The sequence below is a fragment of the Streptomyces caniferus genome, from assembly GCF_009811555.1.
GTDB lineage: Bacteria > Actinomycetota > Actinomycetes > Streptomycetales > Streptomycetaceae > Streptomyces > Streptomyces caniferus.
Genome location: NZ_BLIN01000007.1, coordinates 211,409 through 232,268 on the forward strand (window position 1 = coordinate 211,409; position 20,860 = coordinate 232,268).

Here is a 20,860-nt window from a genome sequence, read left to right on the forward strand (position 1 = left end):
GCCAGTGCAGCGTCCTCACCATGAGTAGCGAACGACCCGATTTCGTAGAATTCGTAGAAGAGGCCAACCATGGACTTCCTTCGCCCCGCCAGCTGGGAGGAGGCGCTCGCCGCCAAGGCCGAGCACCCTACAGCTGTGCCTATCGCGGGCGGCACGGACGTGATGGTCGAGATCAACTTCGACCACCGCCGTCCCGAGTACCTGCTCGACCTGAACCGCATCGGTGAACTGAGCGAGTGGGAGGTCGGCGAGAAGACCGTGCGCCTGGGCGCCTCCGTCCCGTACACCCAGATCATGGAGAACCTGCGGGCCGAACTCCCGGGCCTGGCCCTGGCCTCGCACACGGTGGCCTCCCCGCAGATCCGCAACCGCGGCGGCGTCGGCGGCAACCTCGGCACCGCCTCCCCGGCCGGCGACGCGCACCCCGCGCTGCTCGCCGCCGGCTGTGAGGTCGAGGTGGAATCCGTGCGCGGCCGCCGGATGATCCCGATCGACGACTTCTACGTGGGCGTCAAGCGCAATGCCATGGAGCCCGACGAGCTGATCCGGTCGGTGCACCTGCCCAAGGCGGACGGCCCGCAGCAGTTCTCCAAGGTCGGCACCCGCAACGCCATGGTGATCGCGGTCTGTGCCTTCGGCATCGCGCTGCACCCCGAGACCCGCACGGTGCGCACCGGCATCGGCTCCGCCGCGCCCACGCCCGTACGGGCCCGCGAGGCCGAGGACTTCCTCGCCGCGGCGCTGGAGGAGGGCGGCTTCTGGGAGTCGGCGGGCGCCCTCCCGCCGTCCGTCGCCAAGCAGTTCGCGCAGCTCGCCTCCGGCGCCTGCAACCCGATCGACGATGTGCGCGGCAGCGCCAAGTACCGCCGGCACGCGGTCGGCATCATGGCGCGCCGCACCCTCGGCTGGACCTGGGAGTCCTACCGGGGCAACGAGAGGAGCGCACAGTGCGCGTGACATTCACCGTCAACGGCCGCCGGCAGGAGGCCGACGACGTCTGGGAAGGCGAGAGCCTGCTGTACGTCCTCCGTGAGCGGATGGGGCTGCCGGGCTCCAAGAACGCCTGTGAGCAGGGCGAATGCGGCTCCTGCACGGTCCGTCTGGACGGTGTGCCGGTCTGTTCCTGTCTGGTCGCGGCAGGGCAGGTCGAGGGCCGCGACGTGGTGACCGTCGAGGGCCTGGCGGACTTCGCCAGGCAGCGCGCCGAGGGCGGCGGCTGTGCCTCCGGCGCCTGCGGTACGAGCATCGACGAGGCCCAGCGGTGGCAGGCCCGGCCGGCCGATGCGCAGAGCGACGAGGCCGCCGACCTCCCGCGGGAGACGCTCTCGCCGATCCAGCAGGCGTTCATCGACGCCGGCGCGGTCCAGTGCGGTTTCTGCACCCCGGGCCTGCTGGTCGCCGCCGACGAGCTGCTGGAGCGCAACGACTCCCCGTCGGACGCCGACATCCGTGAGGCGTTGTCGGGCAACCTGTGCCGCTGCACGGGCTACGAGAAGATCCTCGACGCGGTCCGGCTGGCGGCCGCCCGCGGCGAGGACCGGACCGCCGGACAGGGGGCCTGATCGCCATGGCTGACAAGGAGACACGCGTCGCCACCGCTCCGGGCCGTACCCCCACGAACCTCACGCAGGGCGGCCGGACCAAGGCCGGCATCGGGGAGTCCACGCTGCGGCCCGACGGCACCCTCAAGGTGACCGGAGAGTTCGCCTACTCCTCGGACATGTGGCACGAGGACATGCTGTGGGGCTTCACCCTGCGCTCCACCGTCGCGCATGCCGAGATCAGGTCGATCGACACGTCCGAGGCGCTGGCGACCTCCGGCGTCTACGCCGTCCTGACCTACGACGACCTGCCCACCGACGTGAAGAACTACGGCCTGGAGATCCAGGACACGCCGGTTCTCGCGCACGGCAAGGTGCGCCACCACGGGGAGCCGGTGGCGCTGGTCGCCGCCGACCACCCGGAGACCGCACGCCGCGCCGCCGCCAAGATCAAGATCGACTACGCCGAGCTGCCGGTCGTCACCGACGAGGCCTCCGCCACCGCCGAGGGCGCCCCGCTGATCCACGAGAACCGCGACGACCACCACGTGGGCCATGTCCCGCACCCGAACATCGTCCACCGCCAGCCGATCATCCGCGGCAACGCCGACGAGGCGGCCAAGAAGGCCGACGTCATCGTCTCCGGCGAGTACGTCTTCGGCATGCAGGACCAGGCCTTCCTCGGCCCGGAGTCCGGCCTCGCGGTGCCCGGCGAGGACGGCGGCGTCGACCTCTACGTCGCCACCCAGTGGCTGCACTCCGACCTGCGCCAGATCGCCCCGGTCCTCGGCCTGCCGCCGGAGAAGGTGCGGATGACGCTCTCCGGCGTCGGCGGCGCGTTCGGCGGCCGCGAGGACCTGTCGATGCAGATCCACGCCTGCCTCCTGGCGCTGCGCACCGGCAAGCCCGTCAAGATCGTCTACAACCGGTTCGAGTCCTTCTTCGGACACGTCCACCGGCACCCGGCGAAGCTCTGGTACGAGCACGGCGCCACCAAGGACGGCAAGCTCACCCACCTCAAGTGCCGCATCGTGCTGGACGGCGGCGCCTACGCGTCCGCCTCCCCGGCCGTCGTCGGCAACGCCTCCTCGCTCGCCGTCGGCCCGTACGTGGTCGACGACGTCGACATCGAGGCCCTCGCGCTGTACTCCAACAACCCGCCCTGCGGGGCGATGCGCGGCTTCGGCGCCGTCCAGGCGTGCTTCGCCTACGAGGCGCAGATGGACAAGGTCGCCAAGAAGCTGGGCATGGACCCGGTCGCGTTCCGGCAGCTCAACGCCATGGAACAGGGCACGCTCATGCCCACCGGCCAGCCGGTCGACTCGCCGGCCCCGGTCGCCGAACTCCTCCGGCGCGTCAAGGCGATGCCGCTGCCGCCCGAGCAGCAGTGGCTGGCGGCCGGAACGGGCGCCGACGTCCGTGCGCTGCCCGGCGGGCTGTCCAACACCACCCACGGCGAGGACGTGGTCCGCGGCATCGGCTACGCCGTCGGCATCAAGAACGTCGGCTTCTCCGAGGGCTTCGACGACTACTCCACCGCCCGGGTGCGGATGGAGGTCGTCGGCGGGGTGCCGGTCGCCACCGTCCACACCGCGATGGCGGAGGTCGGCCAGGGCGGTGTCACCGTCCACGCCCAGATCGCCCGTACGGAGCTGGGCGTCCAGCAGGTCACCATCCAGCCGGCCGACACCCGGGTCGGCTCGGCCGGCTCGACGTCCGCCTCCCGCCAGACCTATGTCACCGGCGGCGCGGTCAAGAACACCTGTGAGCACGTCCGCGAGCAGGTCCTCGACATCGGCCGGCGCAAGTTCGGCACCTACCACCCGGCCTGGGCGACCGCCGAACTCCTGCTGGAGGGCGGCAAGGTCGTCACCGACGGCGGCGAGGTGCTGGCCAACCTGGCGGACGTGCTGGAGGACGAGGCGGTCGACCTGGAGCTGGAGTGGCGCCACCGCCCCACCGAGCCCTTCGACCTGCACACCGGCCAGGGCAACGGCCACGTCCAGTACTCCTTCGCGGCCCACCGCGCGGTCGTCGAGGTGGACACCGGACTCGGCCTGGTCAAGGTCATCGAGCTGGCCTGCGCCCAGGACGTCGGCAAGGCGCTCAACCCGCTGTCCGTGGTCGGCCAGATCCAGGGAGGGACCACCCAGGGGCTGGGCGTGGCGGTCATGGAGGAGATCATCGTCGACCCCAAGACCGCGAAGGTGCGCAACCCCTCCTTCACGGACTACCTCATCCCCACGATTCTCGACACCCCGACGATCCCGGTCGATGTGCTCGAACTCGCCGACGAGCACGCCCCGTACGGGCTGCGCGGCGTCGGCGAGGCCCCCACCCTGTCGTCCACCCCGGCCGTCCTCGCGGCGATCCGGAACGCGACCGGGCTGGAGCTCAACAAGACGCCGGTACGGCCCGAACACCTCACCGGCACATAGAAGCCGTCCGGGGGCGACCCCGGACACCGGCCTCCGGGCGGTGCGTGTCAGGGGCGGTCCCTGTCCGTCCTCCTCCGCGCACCGCCCGGAGTCCGTTCCCGTACCACGCAGTCGCTGCTCCGCCCCGGCGGAGCCAGCACCCCATCGTTCGCCTCGGGCCGTCCCCCGGGTCGTGCAGCCGATGTTTCATCCCAAATCTCGCACCCGGTGCGAGTGCCCCTGTGAACCTTGGGAGTAAGGCACCATGACCCAGCAGTCCACAGAGCCGAGGACCACGGCGGAAGACGCGGGCGACGGCTCGCGCCAGCCCGCCGGCCGGTCCTGGCTCGACCGGTACTTCCACATCTCCGACAGAGGATCGACGCTTGCGCGAGAGGTGCGCGGCGGCATCACCACCTTCATGGCGATGTGCTACATCCTCCTGCTCAACCCGCTGATCCTGTCGACCCCGGACGTGGAGAAGAACACCCTCGCGCATGCGGGCGTGGTCACCGCGACCGCGCTGGCCGCGGCCGTCTCCACGCTGCTGATGGGCTTCATCGGCAAGGTACCGCTGGCCCTGGCGGCCGGTCTGAACGTCTCCGCCGCCCTGACCGCCCAGGTCGTCCCGAACATGACCTGGCCGCAGGCCATGGGCATGTGTGTGGTCTACGGCGTGGTCATCTGTCTCCTGGTGGTGACCGGCCTCCGAGAGATGATCATGAACGCCATCCCGCTGGCGCTCAAGCACGCCATCACCATGGGCATCGGCATGTTCGTCGCCCTGCTCGGCCTGGTGAAGGCCGGTTTCGTCGGCAAGGGCGAGGGCGGCCCCGTCACCCTCGGCCTGACCGGGCAGCTGTCCGGCTGGCCGGTGCTGTTCTTCTGCGTCACCCTGCTGCTGATCTTCATGCTGCAGGCCCGCAAGGTGCCCGGTGCGATCCTCATCGGCATCGTGGCCGGCAGCGTGCTGGCCATCGCCGCGACCCGGATCGGCGGCCTCACCGCCAAGGACTGGGGCGGTACGCCCCCGGAGCTGAGCGGCAGCGCGGTCGCGATGCCCGACTTCGGCCTCTTCGGCCATGTCGAGTTCGGCGGCTGGGGCTCCATCGGCGCGCTCAGCGTCGGCATGATCGTCTTCACCCTGGTGCTGGCCGGTTTCTTCGACGCGATGGCCACCATCATCGGTGTCGGCACGGAGGCCGGGCTGGCCGACGACAAGGGCCGGATGCCGGGCCTGTCCAAGGCGCTGTTCGTGGACGGCGCGGGCGGTGCGATCGGCGGTGTGACCGGCGCGTCCGGCCAGACCGTGTTCATCGAGTCGGCGAGCGGTGTCGGCGAGGGTGCGCGCACCGGTCTGTCGTCCGTCGTCACCGGCCTGTTCTTCGCGGCCTGCCTGTTCTTCACCCCGCTCACCCAGCTCGTACCGGCCCAGGTGGCCTCGGCCGCCCTCGTCGTCATCGGCTCGATGATGATGAGCGCCGCCGGCCACGTGGACTGGCGCGACCGCTCGGTGTCCATCCCGGTCTTCCTGACCGTGGCCCTGATGCCGTTCACCTACAGCATCACCGCAGGTGTCGGCGCGGGCGTCATCGCTTACGTTGCCATTAAGGCGGCACAGGGCAAATGGCGCGAGGTCGGCGGCTTCATGTGGGTGCTCGCCGCGATCTTCGTCGTCTACTTCTCACTCCATCCGATCGAGGAGTGGCTGGGCGTCAAGTAACCGCCCGCCCTCCCTCCCGTCCGTAAGGAGACCGACATGCTGGACATCGCCGAAGAGCTGCACCGGTGGGTCGAGCAGGGCCGCGACTTCGCGGTGGCCACCGTGGTGGCCACGCACGGCAGCGCGCCCCGCCATCCCGGCGCCGCCCTGGCCGTCGACAGTGACGGCACGGCGATCGGGTCGGTCTCCGGCGGATGTGTGGAGGGGGCGGTGTACGAGCTGTGCCAGGAGGCGCTGCAGACCGGCGAGCCGGTCCTGGAGCGCTTCGGCTACAGCGACGAGGATGCCTTCGCCGTGGGCCTGACCTGCGGCGGCATCATCGACATCCTCGTCCAGCCGGTACGGGCGGGCACCCGGCGCCCGGCCGGCGGCACAGCGTCGGGAGAGCCGGCGGAAGGCGTCGCCGGCACGCTCGCCGCCGGCCTGGCCGCCGCCGCCACGGGAGAGGCGGCGGCCCTCGCCCGGGTCATCGACGGCCCCGCCGAGCTGCTCGGCCGTGCGCTGATGGTCCGCCCCGACGGCAGCCACACCGGCACCCTCGGCGGCCACCCCGCCCTCGACCGCACCGCGGTCGCCCTGACCCGTGCCCTGCTGGACGCCGGGCGCACCACGACGATCGAGATCGGGTCGGGCCCGGCTCCGGAGGAGGGCGCCAAGGGCGAGGGGGCGGGGCAGCCGAGCGGTTCGCAGTGCGGCCCGCCCGTCCTCCTCCTCGTCGAATCCTCCGTCCCCGCGCCCCGCATGATCGTCTTCGGCGCCATCGACTTCGCCTCCGCGCTGGTCAAGGTCGGCAAGTTCCTCAACTACCACGTCACGGTCTGCGACGCCCGCTCCGTCTTCGCCACCAGCACCCGCTTCCCGGACGCCGACGAGATCGTCGTCGACTGGCCGCACCGCTACCTGGACTCCCAGGACCTCGACCCCCGCACGGTGCTGTGCGTGCTGACCCACGACGCCAAGTTCGACGTACCGCTGCTGGAGCGGGCGCTCAAGCTCCCGGTCGCCTACGTCGGCGCGATGGGCTCGCGCCGCACCCACCTGGACCGGCTGCAGCGGCTGCGCGACACCGGCCTGACCGAACTCGAACTCAACCGGATGCGCTCGCCCATCGGCCTCGACCTCGGCGCCCGCACCCCCGAGGAGACCGCGCTGTCCATCGCCGCCGAGATCGTCGCCAACCGGCGCGGCGGCACCGGCACACCGCTGACCGGCGCGCACACCCCCATCCACCACGACACGGGCCGGCCGGTGGGGCGGATCGGGTCGGTGGCCTGAGGACCGGCGCGCGACGGCCGGCGGACGCGCGGGGGAAGCCGGAAAACGGGATGAAGGTCCCGGCGCACCGGGCTAGCGTCCCCCGGGTGACCACCGACGACGCCGCCCGCACCGCCACGGACCTCCGCGACATCCCGGAGGCCGACTGCGACCGTGCCCTGGATCTGTGCTACTCCGTCTTCCACCTGGCGCCCGGCGACCGGACCCGGCGCCACCACGAGGAGCTGCTGCGGGCCGCGCTCCGGATCGGTGCCTACGACGGCGGACAACTGGCGGGCATGGCCGGGGCGCACCGCCGCACCCTCTCGGTGCCCGGCGGTCAACTCCCGTGCGCCGCAGTGGACTTCGTCTCCGTGCTGCCCACGCACCGGCGCCGGGGCATCCTCGGTTCGATGATGGAGGAGCTCTGGCGCCGCTGCGCGGCCGACGGGCGGCCACTGGCCTGCCTGTGGGCGTCCGAGCCCGCCATCTACGGCCGCTACGGCTTCGGCGCCGCCACCGAGCTGTGCCACATCGAGATCGACGCCTCCCGCCCGCTCGCGCTCCGTCTCGCCCCCGACAGCCGCCCGCTGCGGCTGATCGACCCGGCCGAGGCGCCCGCGGCGCTCGCCCCGCGCTACGACGCGACCCTGGCGCTGCGGGCCGGCCGCTTCACCCGCGACGAGAGCTGGTGGCGCTGCGGGGCGCTGGACCTCGACGGCGCCCAGATGGACCTTCCGGCCAACGGGTTCGGGGCGGTGCGCGTCGTGGTGCTCGGCGCCCCGGGCCATGCGCCCGGCGGCTACGCGGTCTACCGCACCCGCGGCGCGGGCGACGACCGCCCCGGCGTGGTCTCCGTCGGCGAACTGGAAGCGGAGTCCGCACCGGCCGCCGCCGCCCTGTGGTCCTACCTCGCCTCGATCGACCTCACCTCGACCGTACGGGTCCAGGGCCGCCCCGCCGACGACCCGCTCCTGCACCTCGCCGCCGACCGTGACCAGGTGCGCGTCACGGGCCAGGAACCCAACCTCTGGCTCCGGCTGGTGGACGTCCGCACCGCGCTCACCGCCCGCTCCTGGGCGGCCCCCGTCGACCTCGTCCTCGACCTGCGCGACACCGCGCTGCCCGCCAACGCGGGCCGCTTCCGGCTGACCGCAGGCCCCGGCGGTGCCACGTGGGAGCCCGCCGACGAAGCGCCCGACCTCTCCCTGGACGTGCGGGAGCTGTCCTCCTGCTATCTCGGCGGCACCCCGCTGCGCCACCTCGCGCACGCCGGTCTGGTCACCGAGCACACCCCGGGTGCGGTGCGCCGTCTGGACGCCGCCCTGCAGACCGAGCTGCTGCCGTTCACCGGGGAGAACTACTGAGGGCCGGGCGCGGGCCCGGCCGTCGGCCCGCGCCCCGGTCTCAGCCCGCGCCCCCGGTCCGCCGCGGCCGCCGCGCGGCCATCACGAACACGTCGTGCCACGCGCCGTCCCAGAACAGCGCCTCCCGCATCCGGCCCTCCACCTCGAAGCCGCACTTCTCGTACGCCCGCCGGGCGCGCGGGTTGTAGTCGTAGACCTCCAGCTGGACGCGGTGCAGGCCCACCCGGTCGAAGGCGTAGTCGAGCAGCAGCCGGGTCGCCTCGCTGCCGATGCCGCGGCCGGTCGCGTCCGGGACGAGGGCGATCCGGAAGCTGCCCTGGGCGTTCGGCGCATCGATGCCGCTCAGCGCGAGTTCGCCCAGGAACTCGCCGGATTCCCGGTCCTCGACGGCGAGGTCCAGCCGGTCCGCGCGGTCGAGGCTGCCGGCGCACCACGCCTGCAGCTCCTCCAGCGTGAAGTCATGGTGGGTGCCGGTCAGCCGGCGGTTCTCGGGGTCCACGGCGGAGGCGTGGAAGGCGGCCGCATGCCGCGCAGACAGCGGGGTGAGACGTATCCGGTCGCCCGTGAGCACCGGTTTCTCGGAGAGTGCGGTGGCGTCGATCATGGGGGGATGATGTCCGGACCGCGGACGGACGGCAACGGAATTGACGGGCCGGGGGAGTGCCGGACCGGGCGGGCGCGGCCGGGCTCAGGGGGAGCGGGCCGGAAAGGGGAAGGCGTGGAGCTGCGGCAGGTGCGGTACTTCGTCATGGTCGCGCAGGAGCTGCACTTCGGGCGGGCCGCGGAGAAGCTGCACATCGTGCAGTCGGCCGTGAGCCAGCAGATCAGGCGGCTGGAGCGGGAGTTGCAGACCGAGCTGTTCGACCGGTCGGCACGCCAGGTGCGGCTGACGGCCGTGGGCGAGCGGTTCCTTCCGGAGGCACGCGCGCTGCTCGCCGCCGAGCAGCGCGCCCGCGCCGTCGTCGCCGAGGTGACCGCCGGTCGCGCCGCCACCCTGCGCCTGGGGACGAGTACGGGCCTGGGTGCCCATCTGGACCGGGTGCTGGACGCGCTGGCCGGTATCGCCCCGGAGGTCCGGGTGGAGCTGGTGGCGGCGCGGGCCGGGGAGCGGCTCGACCTGGTGGCGTCCGGCGGGCTGGACGCCGCCTTCCTCCGCGGTGAGCCGGACGACCGCGGACCGGACGGCCTGCGCGCGGTGCCGCTGTGGCAGGACCCGCTGGTGGCGGTCCTCCCCGCCCGGCACCCGCTGGCCGCCTCGCCCGGCCCCCTCGCGCTCGCCGAACTCGCCGCCGTCCCGCTGGTGCTGACCGCGCGGCGCAACAACCCCGCCCTGGTCGATCTGGTCGTGGGCGCCTGCCACGACGCCGGTTTCACCCCCGCCCCGGGGCCCGCGTACGGCTCGCTGGACGACACCCTGACGGCGATCGGCGCCGCCGGTGCGACGGACGGCCTGTGGACCGTCGTCTACGCCTCGCACGCCGCCCGGCTGAGCACCCCCAGGGTCGCCTTCCTGCCGTTTCGCCACCCGGGCATGGAGCTGACCACCTCGCTCGTGGTGCGCCGCACGGACCCGCCCGCCGGGCTGGATCCGCTGCTGCGGGCCTGTGCGGCGACGGACCGGAGCGCGGTGCCCGATCTCGATCGGTGATCGCTGTGTGCGCATTCCGCTTCTTGGTCGCACGGGCCGTTCGCGATGGACTGAGGGCACGCCGGTCAACCACCGGAAACCCGGGGAGAACCCGGGTGCTCCAGGCCGGGGAACACGGGGGAGAACCCGCAGATGTTCCCCTACGGCCGCAACCGACAAGGGAGTTACGTCATGCCGATCGTCACCGTCCAGCAGGGCCCGCGCAGCGTCGAGCTGAAGCGGGAGCTGGTCCGGCAGATCACCGACGCGTTCGTGGACGCGTACCGCATTCCCGCCGAGACCGTGCAGGTGTGGATCCAGGAGGTCCCCACCGACAGCTGGGGCGCGGCGGGCACGCTGACCGCGGACAAGTAGCCACGGGCGGGCCGGCCTTCACGGGGGAGGGCCGGCCCGCGCGGGGGAGGGCCGGATTGCACGGGGGGGGAGGGCCGGTCCCAAGGCAGCACCCCCGGGTCACGTCGCTAAGGGAGGGTTTTCTACGGGAGGGCCCCCGCCTCACGTCCCCTACGGGAGCGCCGCACCCGCCCCACGTCCCCTACGGGAGCACCCCGGCCCGCCGCGCCGCGACCACCGCCTGCAGCCGGGTGTGCGCCCCCAACTTGCGCATACCGGACCGGAGATAGCTCTTCACCGTCTCCGGACGCAGCCCCAGCCGCTCCGCCACCACCGCATTCGTCGCACCCGACGCCACACAGGCCAGGACGTCCACCTCGCGCGGCGACAGCACCGGGCCCGCGCCGTCCGTGCCGGCTGTCCCGTCCGTGCCGCCGGTGTCCCGCCGCCTCGACGAGGCCGCCGCGAGCCGGCCGCACGCCGCCAGCATCTCCTGCCGCAGCAGCGGGTCGCCGACCCGCTGCGCCAGCGCGCGCAGCTCACTGTGCGCCTCCCGTACCTCCTCCCACCTCGCCGGATCCCCGGCAGCCGGCGCGGGGGACGCCTCCCGCGCCCCCGAGGCGGCAGGGAGGACGTCCGACAGCAGCCGCGCCGCCTCGTCCTGCAGCACGAGCGCCTGCTCCAGCTCCCGCGCCGCCTCCATGGCCGCCGCCAGCGGCCGGTCGCCGAGCCGCACCGGCCGGCGCAGCGCCCCGTACAGCACCCCGCGCACCCGGCGCCGGACGATCACCGGCACCGCGAGCACCGACCGCAGCCCCTCCGCGGCCACCGCCGCGTCGTATTCGTGGCTGATCACCGACGAGGCGCCGTAGTCGGTCACCGCGAACGGCCGGGACAGCGCCACGGCCTTCCCGCCCAGCCCGTTGCCCTGCAGGATGTCCAGGCCGTGCAGCACGGTGGTCTCCGTACCGGCCACGTCATTGATGCGGTAGCGCCCCGTGCCGGCCAGCAGACCGCCGAACGCCACCGGCAGACCGGTCGCCCGCCGCAGCCGCGACAGCGCCGTCCGTACGTCCGCCGACTCGTGCGCCGCCGCCTCGATCCGCACGCCGATACCTCCGCTTCCCCCCATTCGGGGGTGGTGAGACCTGCGCCACTGATTACACGATGGCAGGGAGCGGTGCGGCAATGAGGAGGACACATGACGGATACGGAAAACGGCGGGACGGGCCGGGCACCGGCCGCCACCGAGGCGTTCCGGGCGGCGCGGGATCTCCTGCTGCGCCACCGGGAGGACTATGACGCGGCCCGCGCGGAGTTCCGCTGGCCCCGCCCCACCCACTTCAACTGGGCACTGGACTGGTTCGACGCCATCGCCCGCGACAACGACCGCACCGCGCTGCACATCGTCGAGGAGGACGGCACCGGGACCCGGCTGAGCTTCGAGGAGCTGCGCCGCCGCTCCGACCAGGCCGCCAACTGGCTGTCCGCCCAAGGGGTACGGCCCGGCGACCGCATCGTCATGATGCTCGGCAACCAGGCGGAACTGTGGGAGACCGCGCTGGCCGCGATGAAGCTGCGCGCGGTCGTCATCCCCGCGACACCCCTGCTGGGCGCCGCCGATCTCGCCGACCGGATCGACCGCGGCCGGGCCCGCCATGTCCTGGTGCGGGCCGCGGACACCGACAAGTTCGACGCCGTGCCGGGCGACTACACCCGCATCGCGGTCGGCGGCGCGGCGGACGGCTGGCTGGCGTACGAAGAGGCCTACGGGAGCCCCGAGCGCTATGAGCCGGACGGTCCCACCCGGGCCGACGATCCGCTGATGCTCTACTTCACCTCCGGCACCACCGCCCTCCCCAAGCTCGTCGAGCACACCCACGCGTCCTACCCCATCGGCCACCTCGCCACGATGTACTGGATCGGCCTGCGGCCCGGCGATGTGCATCTGAACATCTCCTCGCCCGGATGGGCCAAGCACGCCTGGTCCAATCTCTTCGCGCCCTGGAACGCCGAGGCCACCGTCTTCATCCACAACTACACCCGCTTCGACGCGGCCCGGTTGATGGCCGAGATGGACCGTGCCCAGGTCACCAGCTTCTGCGCCCCGCCCACCGTCTGGCGGATGCTCATCCAGGCCGATCTGTCGGCGCTGCGCCGCCCGCCGCGCGAGATCGTCGCCGCCGGTGAACCGCTCAACCCGGAGATCATCGAGCAGGTGCGGCAGTCCTGGGGCGTGACGATCCGGGACGGCTTCGGCCAGACCGAGACCGCCGTCCAGGTGGCGAACACCCCCGGCCAGAGCGTCACACCGGGCTCCATGGGCCGGCCCACCCCCGGCTTCGACGTCGTCCTGCTCGACCCGGTCAGCGGCGCACCGGCCGACGAGGGGGAGATCGCCCTCGACCTCTCCACCCGTCCGGTCGGCCTGATGACCGGCTATCAGGGCGACCCCGAACGCACCGCGGAGGCGATGGCCGGCGGCTACTACCGCACCGGCGACATCGGCTTCCGCGACAGCGAGGGCCGGCTCACCTACATCGGCCGCGCCGACGACGTCTTCAAGGCCTCCGACTACAAGATCTCGCCCTTCGAGCTGGAGAGCGCCCTGCTGGAGCACGAGGCGGTCGCCGAGGCCGCCGTGGTGCCGGCCCCCGACCCGCTTCGGCTGTCCGTGCCCAAGGCGTACGTCGTGCTGGCGGCCGGGTGGGCGCCCGGCCCGGAGACCGCGAAGCTGATCTTCGCGCACTCCCGCGAGGTCCTGGCCCCCTACAAGCGCATCCGGCGGCTGGAGTTCGCCGAACTGCCGAAGACCGTCTCCGGCAAGATCCGCCGTATCGAACTGCGGGAGCGCACCGCGCAGGGCGACGGCAGCGCCGAGTACCGCGAGGAGAACCACCGATGAGCCGGCCGCAGCAGGAACTGTCGTACACCAGCGGAGCCGCCGACCAGCCGCTGCTCGGGCACACCATCGGCACCGACCTGGCCCGCACCATCGCGCGGTTCGGCGACCGCGAGGCCCTGGTCGAGGTGGCGAGCGGCCGCCGCTGGACGTACACCGAACTGGGCCGCGCGGTCGACGAGGTGGCGCTCGGCCTGCTCGCCAAGGGCGTCCGCACGGGCGACCGGGTCGGCATCTGGGCGCCCAACTGCGCCGAATGGGTCCTCGTCCAGTACGCCACCGCGCGGATCGGCGCGGTCCTCGTCAACGTCAACCCCGCCTACCGTGTCCACGAGTTGGCGTACGTCCTGCAACAGGCCGGGATCAGCCTCCTGGTCTCCGCGACCCACCACAGGACCAGCGACTACCGCGGGATGGTCGAGCAGGTGCGCGCCGAGAGCCCGGCGCTGCGCGAGGTGGTCTACATCGACGACCCGACCTGGGGCGGGCTGCTGGCGGCCGGCGCGACCGTCCCGGCAACCCGCCTCGCCGAGTACGACACGGCCCTGACCGCCGACGACCCGATCAACATCCAGTACACCTCGGGCACCACGGGCTTCCCCAAGGGCGCCACCCTCTCGCACCACAACATCCTCAACAACGGCTACTGGGTCGGCGAGACCGTCGCCTACACCGAGCAGGACCGGGTGTGTCTGCCGGTGCCCTTCTACCACTGCTTCGGCATGGTCATGGGCAACCTCGCGAGCACCTCGCACGGCGCCTGCATCGTCATCCCGGGCCCCGCCTTCGACGCCGCCACCACCCTGCGGGCCGTCCAGGACGAGCGGTGCACCTCCCTCTACGGCGTCCCCACCATGTTCATCGCCGAGCTCGACCACCCCGACTTCGCCACCTTCGACCTCTCCTCCCTGCGCACCGGCATCATGGCGGGCTCGCCCTGCCCGGAGGAGGTGATGAAGCGGGTGGTCGCCGAGATGCACATGACCGAGGTCTCCATCTGCTACGGCATGACCGAGACCTCCCCGGTCTCCACCCAGACCCGGCGCGAGGACGACCTCGCCCACCGCACCGCGACCGTCGGCCGGGTGCTGCCGCACATCGAGGTCAAGGTCGTCGACCCGGCGAGCGGGGTGACCGTGCCCCGCGGCACCCCCGGCGAGCTGTGCACCCGCGGCTACAGCGTGATGCTCGGCTACTGGGAGGACACCGCGCACACCGACGAGGTCATCGACGCCGCCCGGTGGATGCACACCGGCGACCTCGCGGTGATGAACGACGACGGCTACGTCCGGATCGTCGGCCGCATCAAGGACATGATCATCAGAGGCGGCGAGAACGTCTACCCGCGCGAGATCGAGGAGTTCCTCTACTCCCACCCCAAGATCGCCGACGTCCAGGTCGTCGGCGTCCCCGACGAGAAGTACGGCGAGGAGATCGCCGCCTGCGTCATCCTCCGCGACCCCGAAGACCCGCTCACCCACGACGAGTTGACCGACTACTGCCGCTCCCGCCTCGCCCACTTCAAGGTGCCGCGCTACCTCCGCCTCCTCGACGCCTTCCCGATGACCGTCAGCGGCAAGGTCCGCAAGATCGAGCTGCGAGAGCGGCTGGCGGAGGAGCTGGGGCACGTACCGCGATGAATCCGCGCCCGGCGACCGGGGGCGGCGACGCGCGGCGAGCGGAGGGTCCCCTCCGCTCGCCGCATGCCGATGAGGGACCGGGCCTCCCACGGATGCCCGCCTCACGAGCCGAGGGCGGGCAGCCCCCCGGGCTACTGCCGCCCGCTGCCGGCGCGGCGGGGCCCGACCCGGGCGGGGCGCGTCCACGGAATCAGGGCGGGGACGCGCGCACGATAGGCGTCGTAGGCGACGCCGAACTGACTGGCCATCAGGCAATCCTCGACCCGCACCCGGCGCAGCAACCAGGGGACGGCCACCACCAGGTAGACCACCCGGATCCCGAAGCCGGAGGCCGGCATGCCGCCGACGATCAGGCCGAGGAGACCGGTGTAGATGGGGTGCCGGACCAGCCGGTAGGGCCCGTCGGTACGCAGCTCGTGGTGCTCCTGCACCAGCGGGACGCCGGCCCACATCGTGCCCAGCGTCCAGCGGGCCCACAACAGCAAAGCCGTGGAGGCGAGGGCGAGCAGGGCACCCAGGAGCGCCAGCCCGGGCTGCCAGTACTGGAGGTGGCGCCAGAACGACGGCGGAGAGTGCCCGACGAGCACAGCGAACACACCGGCTCCCAGGACCAGCGGAATCCGTGCGGACGCGGTGCGCGGCAGCCCCCGCACCCAGCCGCCCAGCCCGTTCCGGCTCTTCACACCGAAGTAGACCGCCCCCACGATCCGGGCCACGAGGAAGATCAGGACACAGACGTCGATGACAGCGACAACTGCCGCATGGAGAAAGCCCATACGACGAGACTGCGCCGCATGCTGAGCGGTTCACCACCACCCACGGGTGGAACCGCAAGACTCCACCCACAGGTGGAGCCCCGGGGATGATGCAGGCATGCCCTCTCTGCCCGTCGCACCCCGCCCCCTGAACCACTCCGAGCGAGCCGTACTGGAACACCTCCTCACGGCCGACTTCCCCGGCGCGTCCGCACTCCGAAGCCAACTGGACCGGACGGAGGTCGTAGCCGTCTGGGCCCCCGGTTCCGTGAGCGTCGACCTCCGGGTACGCGAACCAGCACGGCCCGCGGCCCTGCCCTCCCGACTCGTACCCGTCGACGCACACGTACACGACCGATCCGGCGCACACACCGGCGAACTGCTGGTCTGGCTCGACGCCGGCACCACCCTGTCGGCCCTGGAATACGCCTGGACCACGAACGAGATGCCTGCCCGCCTGCCGCCTGTCGATCGAGTGCGGGTCAGGGTGCGCTGACGGCTTTCCGTTGAAGCCGGGATCGAACGCAGCCACGAGCATTCATCAGCGACGGCGGACAACACGTCAGAGATCGTGAAGGACCCGAATGCACCGGTGAAGGTGACACATGCCAACTAGACCGTGTCTCTTCGATCATGCGATTCGTCGAGTTTGGGTACGGGGATCAGTATGCGATGGGTGCTGACGGGCTGACCATGGCAGAGCGATTCGGAGGCTGACGGCAGTGGCCCATCGCGGGAGCTGGCGGACAGGAAATTGCGTCGAACGCGGAGTCGATCTTTGAGAAGGTCGTGAGTGTCCCGGGTCTACAGCGAAAGGAAGCCCGTGCCGCGTGCTGTCACGTTGATTCGTTCTGCATCCCTGTCCGATGTCGCCGAGTACTCCTACGCTGCCACGGCCCCGGCCGAGTCGCGGCTGATCTTCCTGGCCGGAGCATGTCCGCTGAATGAGGACGGTTCCACCGCGGCAATCGGAGACGTCGCGGGGCAGGCGGCCAAGGCCGTGGAGAACATGCGGACCGCTCTGGCAGACTCCGGCGCGTCACTCCACGATGTCATCAGCACCCGCGTTCTCGTTGCCTCCCACCGGCGGGAGGACCTGGTGACGGCGTGGGGGGTTGTCCGGACTGCGTTCGGCGACCACGACGTGCCCAGCACGTTGATGGGTGTCACCGTGCTCGGCTACGACGGCCAGCTCGTAGAGATCGAGGCCATCGCCGCTGTGCTCGATTCCTGAGCCGACGGACCCTCCCTGCAAGGACGAACAACCGCCTCGCCCGCGTTCTGGACCCGATCACGACCGGAGCCAAATGAGGAGGGCGGCAGCTGTGACGGTGCCGAGATAGTGGTACCCGCGCTTGTCGTAGTGGGTGGCGACGGCCCTGAACTGCTTGAGCTTTCCGATAGCCCGCTCCACCGTGTTGCGATCTTTGTACCGGCTCTTGTCGAAGGCCGGGTGCCGTCCGCCGTGCGCCCCCGGCGCAGGCGAGCGGCCTTGTGGCCTTCTTCTCCGGGATCACGTGCCGGATGCCGCGCTGGCGGAGGTAGGCGCGGATCTTGCGGTTGGTGCACCGCCTCCGCCAGCAGGAGCCGCAGGATCATGTGCGCGTGCAGGTGAACTCATCTTTGTGGCACCCCCTTTGAAAGCCAGGTGCGGCGGGAGGCGGGTTCGCAGGTGCACCGGCGGCGTGCTGGTGGGCCCGCACAGAGGTGGAGTCGACGTTGACGTTCCAGTCGAGGTCGCCCTCGGCGTCGGCAGCGGCCTGGACGTGCTGGAGGCATCTCTCCCAGGTGCCGTCGGCCCACCACAGCAAATGCCGCTTGTGGACCGTCTTCCACGGGCCGAAGCGTTGGAGAAGTTCACGCCACTGCACCCGGTGCTGAGTCGGTGAACGATTCCGTTGATCACCTGCCGGTGGTCCCGCCACCGGCCGCACCGATTGTTGCTCACCGGCAGCAGCGGCTCCAGGTTTGATACCGAGGGCGAGCGGAATGTGGCGGGGGCTGTGGGGCGACACACCGCGATCGGGCTGTCCGTCGTCACGGCCCGGCGAGGCTCGCTATCAGGCTCCTGCTCGCCGACCAGGAGGGCAGCCAACTCGTCGGCACCGTGGACAAGTTCACGTTGGAGCGGAACTGCCCGAATCGTCAGCGGGTCCGGTCCGTCGTGTCCTAGAGTGCGAGCGCGGCCGAGACCAGGAAGCGTGAGCTGGAGGCCGAGAGACGTACGAACGTTGAGATCGTCAAGGTTCCGATCTTCAGAAGCGTGGGGGAAGAGCTGATGGATGAGGACAAGAGGAAGGGCGCCGAGCTACCACCCTTGCTCTCCCGGCTCGTGGACGTGGCGGTGTGGGCCAGGACAAACAGTGATCTTGTCTGGGACAGGCAAGCAGATGGAAGGTTCCGCGCTGGACTCGTCCTCAAGTTCTCCGCTTCCCAGTCGGTCATGCTGAAGATCGAGAAGAATCCTGGCAGCCGTCTCGACTGGCAGTTCGGTCCCGCCAAGCCCCTCCCCAAGCTGCGCAGGAAGCCTCTGCGCTGACACGTGAACCCACGCCCTCTACGTTCCGAAGCACTTGGGTGGGGGAGGTGCCTGGGATTGGTGTGCTCCTCACCTGCGTCGATGGTTCGTACGCTTCCGCGCTCGTTCAGCGTTGTGCGTCGGCAATGTCACGCAATTCGACACGCGCTTCGTCCAGTCACCTTGGTGTAGGTAGGAACGTGAGGTGCCTTTCAGCGTCTTGTTCTGGCAAGGCCTGCCAGACTCCGTCGGTCAGCCGCACGGCGAGATCACCAGCGGCCCGTCGGGGACGGTCGCGCCGGTGGTGCTCATCAGGGCGCGCAGTCCGGCGCCGATGCCGATCCCGGCGGCCAGGCCGGTGACCGCGGCGACCGCGCCGACCACGAACGCCTCGATCAGCACCGAGCGGGTGACCTGACAGCGGCTGGCGCCGACCGCGCGCAGCAGCGCCAGCTCCTTGGTGCGCTGGGCGACCAGCATGGTGAAGGTGTTGGCGATGATGAAGACACCGACGAACAGGGCGATACCGGCGAAGGCGAGCAGGCCGGTCTTCACGACCTCCATCTTCTTGGCGGTCAGCTCGGCCTGGGTGTCGGCGAGTTGCTTGCCGGTGTGCGCCTCGGCGCTGTCCGCGGGCAGAATCCCTTCGATCGCGGCCTTCAGGGCCGTCGGTGAGGTGCCGGGGGCGGCCTTGACGTCGATCTCGCTGAACGTGCCGGGTGCGGCGAACAGCTTCTGTGCGGTCGGGGTGTCGAACAGCGCGAGGCTGCCGCCGGCCGCGACCGCGCCGTCGTCGGTGGTGAAGACGCCGGTCAGCTTCTGCTCACGGACCGGTCCGTCGACGGAGATCCGGACGGTGTCGCCGACCTTGTAGCCGGCCTGGTCCGCGGTGCGGGCGTCCAGCGCGACCTCGTGCGCGCCGTGGGGGGCCGTGCCATCGCGCAGCGGGTAGCGGGCGTCCCTGCCGTCCTTGCCGGGGAAATAGTTGCCGCCGAGGGTGGAGAATCCGTCGCCGACCGGCTGGCCCTTCTTGTCGGCGATGGCGGTGAAGCCGGAGACGGTGCCGGTGACGGAGGCGGCGCCGGGCACCTGGGCGGCCCGGTCGAGCAGCTTGCGGTCAAGCCGGGGGACCGCGCCGGGCGCGCCGCTGCCGCTGTCCGAGGACTTCGGCAGGATGGCGACGTCGACGTTGTCGTAGCCCTTTTGGGAGCTGGCCCGGTAGGCGTCGGAGAGGGTCGAGGTGAAGACCAGGGTGCCGGAGACGAAGGCCACGCCGAGCATCACGGCGAGGACGGTCATCAGCAGCCGGGCCTTGTGCGCAAGCACATTGCGCAAGGCGGTACGGAACATGAGGGGTCCTGGAGGAGAGATCCGAGTACGGGGGCGGCTGCCGCTGATCAGTTCGTACGGCCCTGGGGGCCGTGGCCCGGGGCCTGGGGGGTGTTCCCGGAAAACCGCCGCATGCGCTCCAGCACCGTGTCGGCGGTCGGGCCGCGCATATCGTCGACGATCCGGCCGTCGGCGAGGAAGACCACCCGGTCCGCGTAGGAGGCGGCGACCGGGTCGTGGGTCACCATCACCACGGTCTGGCCCAGTTCGCGCACGGAGTCGTGCAGAAAGCCGAGGACCTCGGCGCCGGAGCGCGAGTCGAGGTTTCCGGTGGGTTCGTCGGCGAAGATGATCTCGGGCCGGGAGGCCAGCGCGCGGGCGACCGCGACGCGCTGCTGCTGGCCGCCCGAGAGCTGGCTGGGGCGGTGCTTGAGGCGGTCGGCCAAGCCGACGGTCTGTACGACGCGGTCCAGCCAGGCGCGGTCGGGCTTACGGCCGGCGATGTCCATGGGCAGGGTGATGTTCTCCAGGGCGGTCAGGGTCGGCAGCAGGTTGAACGCCTGGAAGATGAAGCCGATCTTGTCGCGCCGGATTTGGGTGAGTTCCTTGTCCTTCAGCACGGTGAGTTCGGTGTCGCCGATCCGGGCGGAGCCGCCGGAGATCGAGTCCAGCCCTGCCATGCAGTGCATCAGGGTCGACTTGCCGGACCCGGAGGGGCCCATGATCGCGGTGAACTGGGCCTGCCGGAAGTCGACGGAGACCGCGTCCAGGGCGACCACCTGGGTCTCGCCCTGTCCGTAGACCTTGGTGAGGTCCGTGGCACGGGCGGCCGCCGCGGTGGCGCGGGTGGCGGTGGCGACGCCGGAGTGGGTGGTGGTCACGGGAACGGGCTCCTGTCGGCAGGTAGGAAGGACCTGATCCGCCGCGGCCACGAGGGCTCGGGCCGCGAACGGGAGGCGGACGCTTGCCATCGTGGGCCAGAGAGCGGAGGGAAGGCGTCCATCCATCTGCCATTCCTTGACCACCCTTGGGTCGTATCCGTGGCCGCCTCCGGTCATCCCTGCGGAGGAGCCGGAGCCCGATGCCGTTGCCGCGGCCCGCGGCAGCCGGACGGGCGGCACAGCGGGGGTGACGGACATGCCGATCAGGCGTCGGGCTCGGTCAATTGAATTCGTGGGCGACGCTGCCGAGGACGACCTGAGCGCGGCCGGGATGCTGGGGAATCGGGCACGGGGGCACACTCGTGCCCCTCGCATCCACTACGTCAAGGTTGGCCGACACGTCCATTCCGCAGAGCGCGCGCGACGCGTACATCGCGGCCCGCACCGTAGAGCCTGTGCGCCGTTCCCCCTCCGACCTCCGACCTCCGACCTCCGACCTCCGACCTCCGACCTCCGACCTCCGACCTCCGACCTCCGAATTCCGAATTCCGG

17 protein-coding genes and 2 pseudogenes are annotated in these 20,860 nt (G+C 71.4%); 13 read left to right on the top strand and 6 right to left on the bottom strand.

Translation table 11 applies throughout. The features are described from left to right. Positions 1–69: 69 nt before the first annotated feature. The 6 genes from Scani_RS39065 (at position 70) to Scani_RS39090 (ending at position 8,302) form a co-directional block, all read left to right on the top strand. Positions 70–957, top strand: coding sequence for an FAD binding domain-containing protein (locus Scani_RS39065; RefSeq protein WP_159482770.1), 888 nt, complete (start codon positions 70–72; stop codon positions 955–957). After that, on the top strand, positions 948–1,562 hold the full coding sequence (locus Scani_RS39070) for a (2Fe-2S)-binding protein (protein WP_159482771.1): 615 nt from the start codon (positions 948–950) through the stop codon (positions 1,560–1,562). The genes Scani_RS39065 and Scani_RS39070 overlap by 10 nt, the downstream gene beginning before the upstream one ends. A gap of 5 nt (positions 1,563–1,567) precedes the next feature. Next, positions 1,568–3,979: a xanthine dehydrogenase family protein molybdopterin-binding subunit gene (locus tag Scani_RS39075; protein WP_159482772.1), complete on the top strand. Its 2,412-nt coding sequence runs from the start codon at positions 1,568–1,570 to the stop codon at positions 3,977–3,979. A gap of 244 nt (positions 3,980–4,223) precedes the next feature. Beyond that, positions 4,224–5,681 carry an NCS2 family permease gene (locus Scani_RS39080; RefSeq protein ID WP_159482773.1) on the top strand — a complete coding sequence of 486 codons (1,458 nt, stop codon included), beginning with the start codon at positions 4,224–4,226 and terminating at the stop codon, positions 5,679–5,681. A 36-nt stretch (positions 5,682–5,717) separates the two neighbouring features. After that, on the top strand, positions 5,718–6,956 hold the full coding sequence (locus tag Scani_RS39085) for an XdhC family protein (RefSeq protein ID WP_159482774.1): 1,239 nt from the start codon (positions 5,718–5,720) through the stop codon (positions 6,954–6,956). 86 nt (positions 6,957–7,042) lie between these two features. Next, on the top strand, positions 7,043–8,302 hold the full coding sequence (locus Scani_RS39090; RefSeq protein WP_246296522.1) for a GNAT family N-acetyltransferase: 1,260 nt from the start codon (positions 7,043–7,045) through the stop codon (positions 8,300–8,302). A 40-nt stretch (positions 8,303–8,342) separates the two neighbouring features. Here Scani_RS39090 and Scani_RS39095 read toward each other — a convergent pair whose 3' ends face one another. Continuing rightward, complete coding sequence (locus Scani_RS39095; protein ID WP_159482776.1) at positions 8,343–8,906, bottom strand: GNAT family N-acetyltransferase; 564 nt, start codon at positions 8,904–8,906, stop codon at positions 8,343–8,345. 114 nt (positions 8,907–9,020) lie between these two features. On the opposite strand from Scani_RS39095, the gene Scani_RS39100 reads away from it, so the two are divergent. Both Scani_RS39100 and dmpI read left to right on the top strand, forming a co-directional pair. Next, positions 9,021–9,950 (top strand): LysR family transcriptional regulator, encoded by a 930-nt coding sequence (locus Scani_RS39100; RefSeq protein ID WP_159482777.1) that lies wholly within the window; start codon positions 9,021–9,023, stop codon positions 9,948–9,950. Positions 9,951–10,082: 132 nt separating this feature from the next. Beyond that, positions 10,083–10,304, top strand: a complete 222-nt coding sequence (gene dmpI, locus Scani_RS39105; protein WP_159482778.1) for a 4-oxalocrotonate tautomerase DmpI — start codon at positions 10,083–10,085, stop codon at positions 10,302–10,304. A gap of 181 nt (positions 10,305–10,485) precedes the next feature. On the opposite strand, the gene Scani_RS39110 is transcribed toward dmpI, so the two are convergent. Next, positions 10,486–11,415, bottom strand: a complete 930-nt coding sequence (locus tag Scani_RS39110; protein WP_159482779.1) for a helix-turn-helix domain-containing protein — start codon at positions 11,413–11,415, stop codon at positions 10,486–10,488. A 69-nt stretch (positions 11,416–11,484) separates the two neighbouring features. Between Scani_RS39110 and Scani_RS39115 the strand changes: the two genes are divergently transcribed. Beyond that, the gene (locus tag Scani_RS39115; RefSeq protein WP_159482780.1) at positions 11,485–13,188 is read left to right on the top strand and encodes an AMP-binding protein; all 1,704 of its coding nucleotides are present in this window, start codon (positions 11,485–11,487) and stop codon (positions 13,186–13,188) included. Then, positions 13,185–14,825 (top strand): AMP-binding protein, encoded by a 1,641-nt coding sequence (locus Scani_RS39120; RefSeq protein ID WP_159482781.1) that lies wholly within the window; start codon positions 13,185–13,187, stop codon positions 14,823–14,825. The genes Scani_RS39115 and Scani_RS39120 overlap by 4 nt, the downstream gene beginning before the upstream one ends. A 131-nt stretch (positions 14,826–14,956) precedes the next feature. Here the strand turns inward: Scani_RS39120 and Scani_RS39125 are convergent, their stop codons facing one another. Further along, entirely contained in the window at positions 14,957–15,601 is a 645-nt protein-coding gene (locus tag Scani_RS39125; protein ID WP_159482782.1) for a methyltransferase family protein, read from the bottom strand. A 97-nt stretch (positions 15,602–15,698) separates the two neighbouring features. Here Scani_RS39125 and Scani_RS39130 point away from each other — a divergent pair, with 97 nt between their 5' ends. Next, entirely contained in the window at positions 15,699–16,076 is a 378-nt protein-coding gene (locus Scani_RS39130) for a hypothetical protein (protein WP_159482783.1), read from the top strand. Positions 16,077–16,403: 327 nt separating this feature from the next. Further along, positions 16,404–16,814, top strand: coding sequence for a RidA family protein (locus Scani_RS39135; RefSeq protein ID WP_159482891.1), 411 nt, complete (start codon positions 16,404–16,406; stop codon positions 16,812–16,814). A gap of 57 nt (positions 16,815–16,871) precedes the next feature. Here the strand turns inward: Scani_RS39135 and Scani_RS42315 are convergent. Next, positions 16,872–17,546, bottom strand: a pseudogene (locus tag Scani_RS42315) (transposase). 312 nt (positions 17,547–17,858) lie between these two features. On the opposite strand from Scani_RS42315, the gene Scani_RS39145 reads away from it, so the two are divergent. Further along, positions 17,859–18,119, top strand: a complete 261-nt coding sequence (locus Scani_RS39145; RefSeq protein ID WP_159482784.1) for a hypothetical protein — start codon at positions 17,859–17,861, stop codon at positions 18,117–18,119. A gap of 240 nt (positions 18,120–18,359) precedes the next feature. Here the strand turns inward: Scani_RS39145 and Scani_RS39150 are convergent. After that, positions 18,360–19,448 (bottom strand): annotated as a pseudogene (locus Scani_RS39150) (ABC transporter permease); the annotation flags it as partial. A gap of 47 nt (positions 19,449–19,495) precedes the next feature. Continuing rightward, positions 19,496–20,308: an ABC transporter ATP-binding protein gene (locus Scani_RS39155; RefSeq protein WP_159482785.1), complete on the bottom strand. Its 813-nt coding sequence runs from the start codon at positions 20,306–20,308 to the stop codon at positions 19,496–19,498. Positions 20,309–20,860: the final 552 nt, after the last annotated feature.

Bases quoted from the DNA above. Each gene is read 5' to 3' on its own strand.
- Scani_RS39065 (WP_159482770.1), top strand. From the start codon at position 70: ATGGACTTCCTTCGCCCCGCCAGCTGGGAGGAGGCGCTCGCCGCCAAG.
- Scani_RS39075 (WP_159482772.1), top strand. From the start codon at position 1,568: ATGGCTGACAAGGAGACACGCGTCGCCACCGCTCCGGGCCGTACCCCC.
- Scani_RS39080 (WP_159482773.1), top strand. From the start codon at position 4,224: ATGACCCAGCAGTCCACAGAGCCGAGGACCACGGCGGAAGACGCGGGC.
- Scani_RS39085 (WP_159482774.1), top strand. From the start codon at position 5,718: ATGCTGGACATCGCCGAAGAGCTGCACCGGTGGGTCGAGCAGGGCCGC.
- Scani_RS39095 (WP_159482776.1), bottom strand. From the start codon at position 8,906: ATGATCGACGCCACCGCACTCTCCGAGAAACCGGTGCTCACGGGCGAC.
- dmpI (WP_159482778.1), top strand. From the start codon at position 10,083: ATGTTCCCCTACGGCCGCAACCGACAAGGGAGTTACGTCATGCCGATC.
- Scani_RS39110 (WP_159482779.1), bottom strand. From the start codon at position 11,415: ATGGGGGGAAGCGGAGGTATCGGCGTGCGGATCGAGGCGGCGGCGCAC.
- Scani_RS39115 (WP_159482780.1), top strand. From the start codon at position 11,485: ATGACGGATACGGAAAACGGCGGGACGGGCCGGGCACCGGCCGCCACC.
- Scani_RS39120 (WP_159482781.1), top strand. From the start codon at position 13,185: ATGAGCCGGCCGCAGCAGGAACTGTCGTACACCAGCGGAGCCGCCGAC.
- Scani_RS39125 (WP_159482782.1), bottom strand. From the start codon at position 15,601: ATGGGCTTTCTCCATGCGGCAGTTGTCGCTGTCATCGACGTCTGTGTC.
- Scani_RS39130 (WP_159482783.1), top strand. From the start codon at position 15,699: ATGCCCTCTCTGCCCGTCGCACCCCGCCCCCTGAACCACTCCGAGCGA.
- Scani_RS39145 (WP_159482784.1), top strand. From the start codon at position 17,859: ATGGATGAGGACAAGAGGAAGGGCGCCGAGCTACCACCCTTGCTCTCC.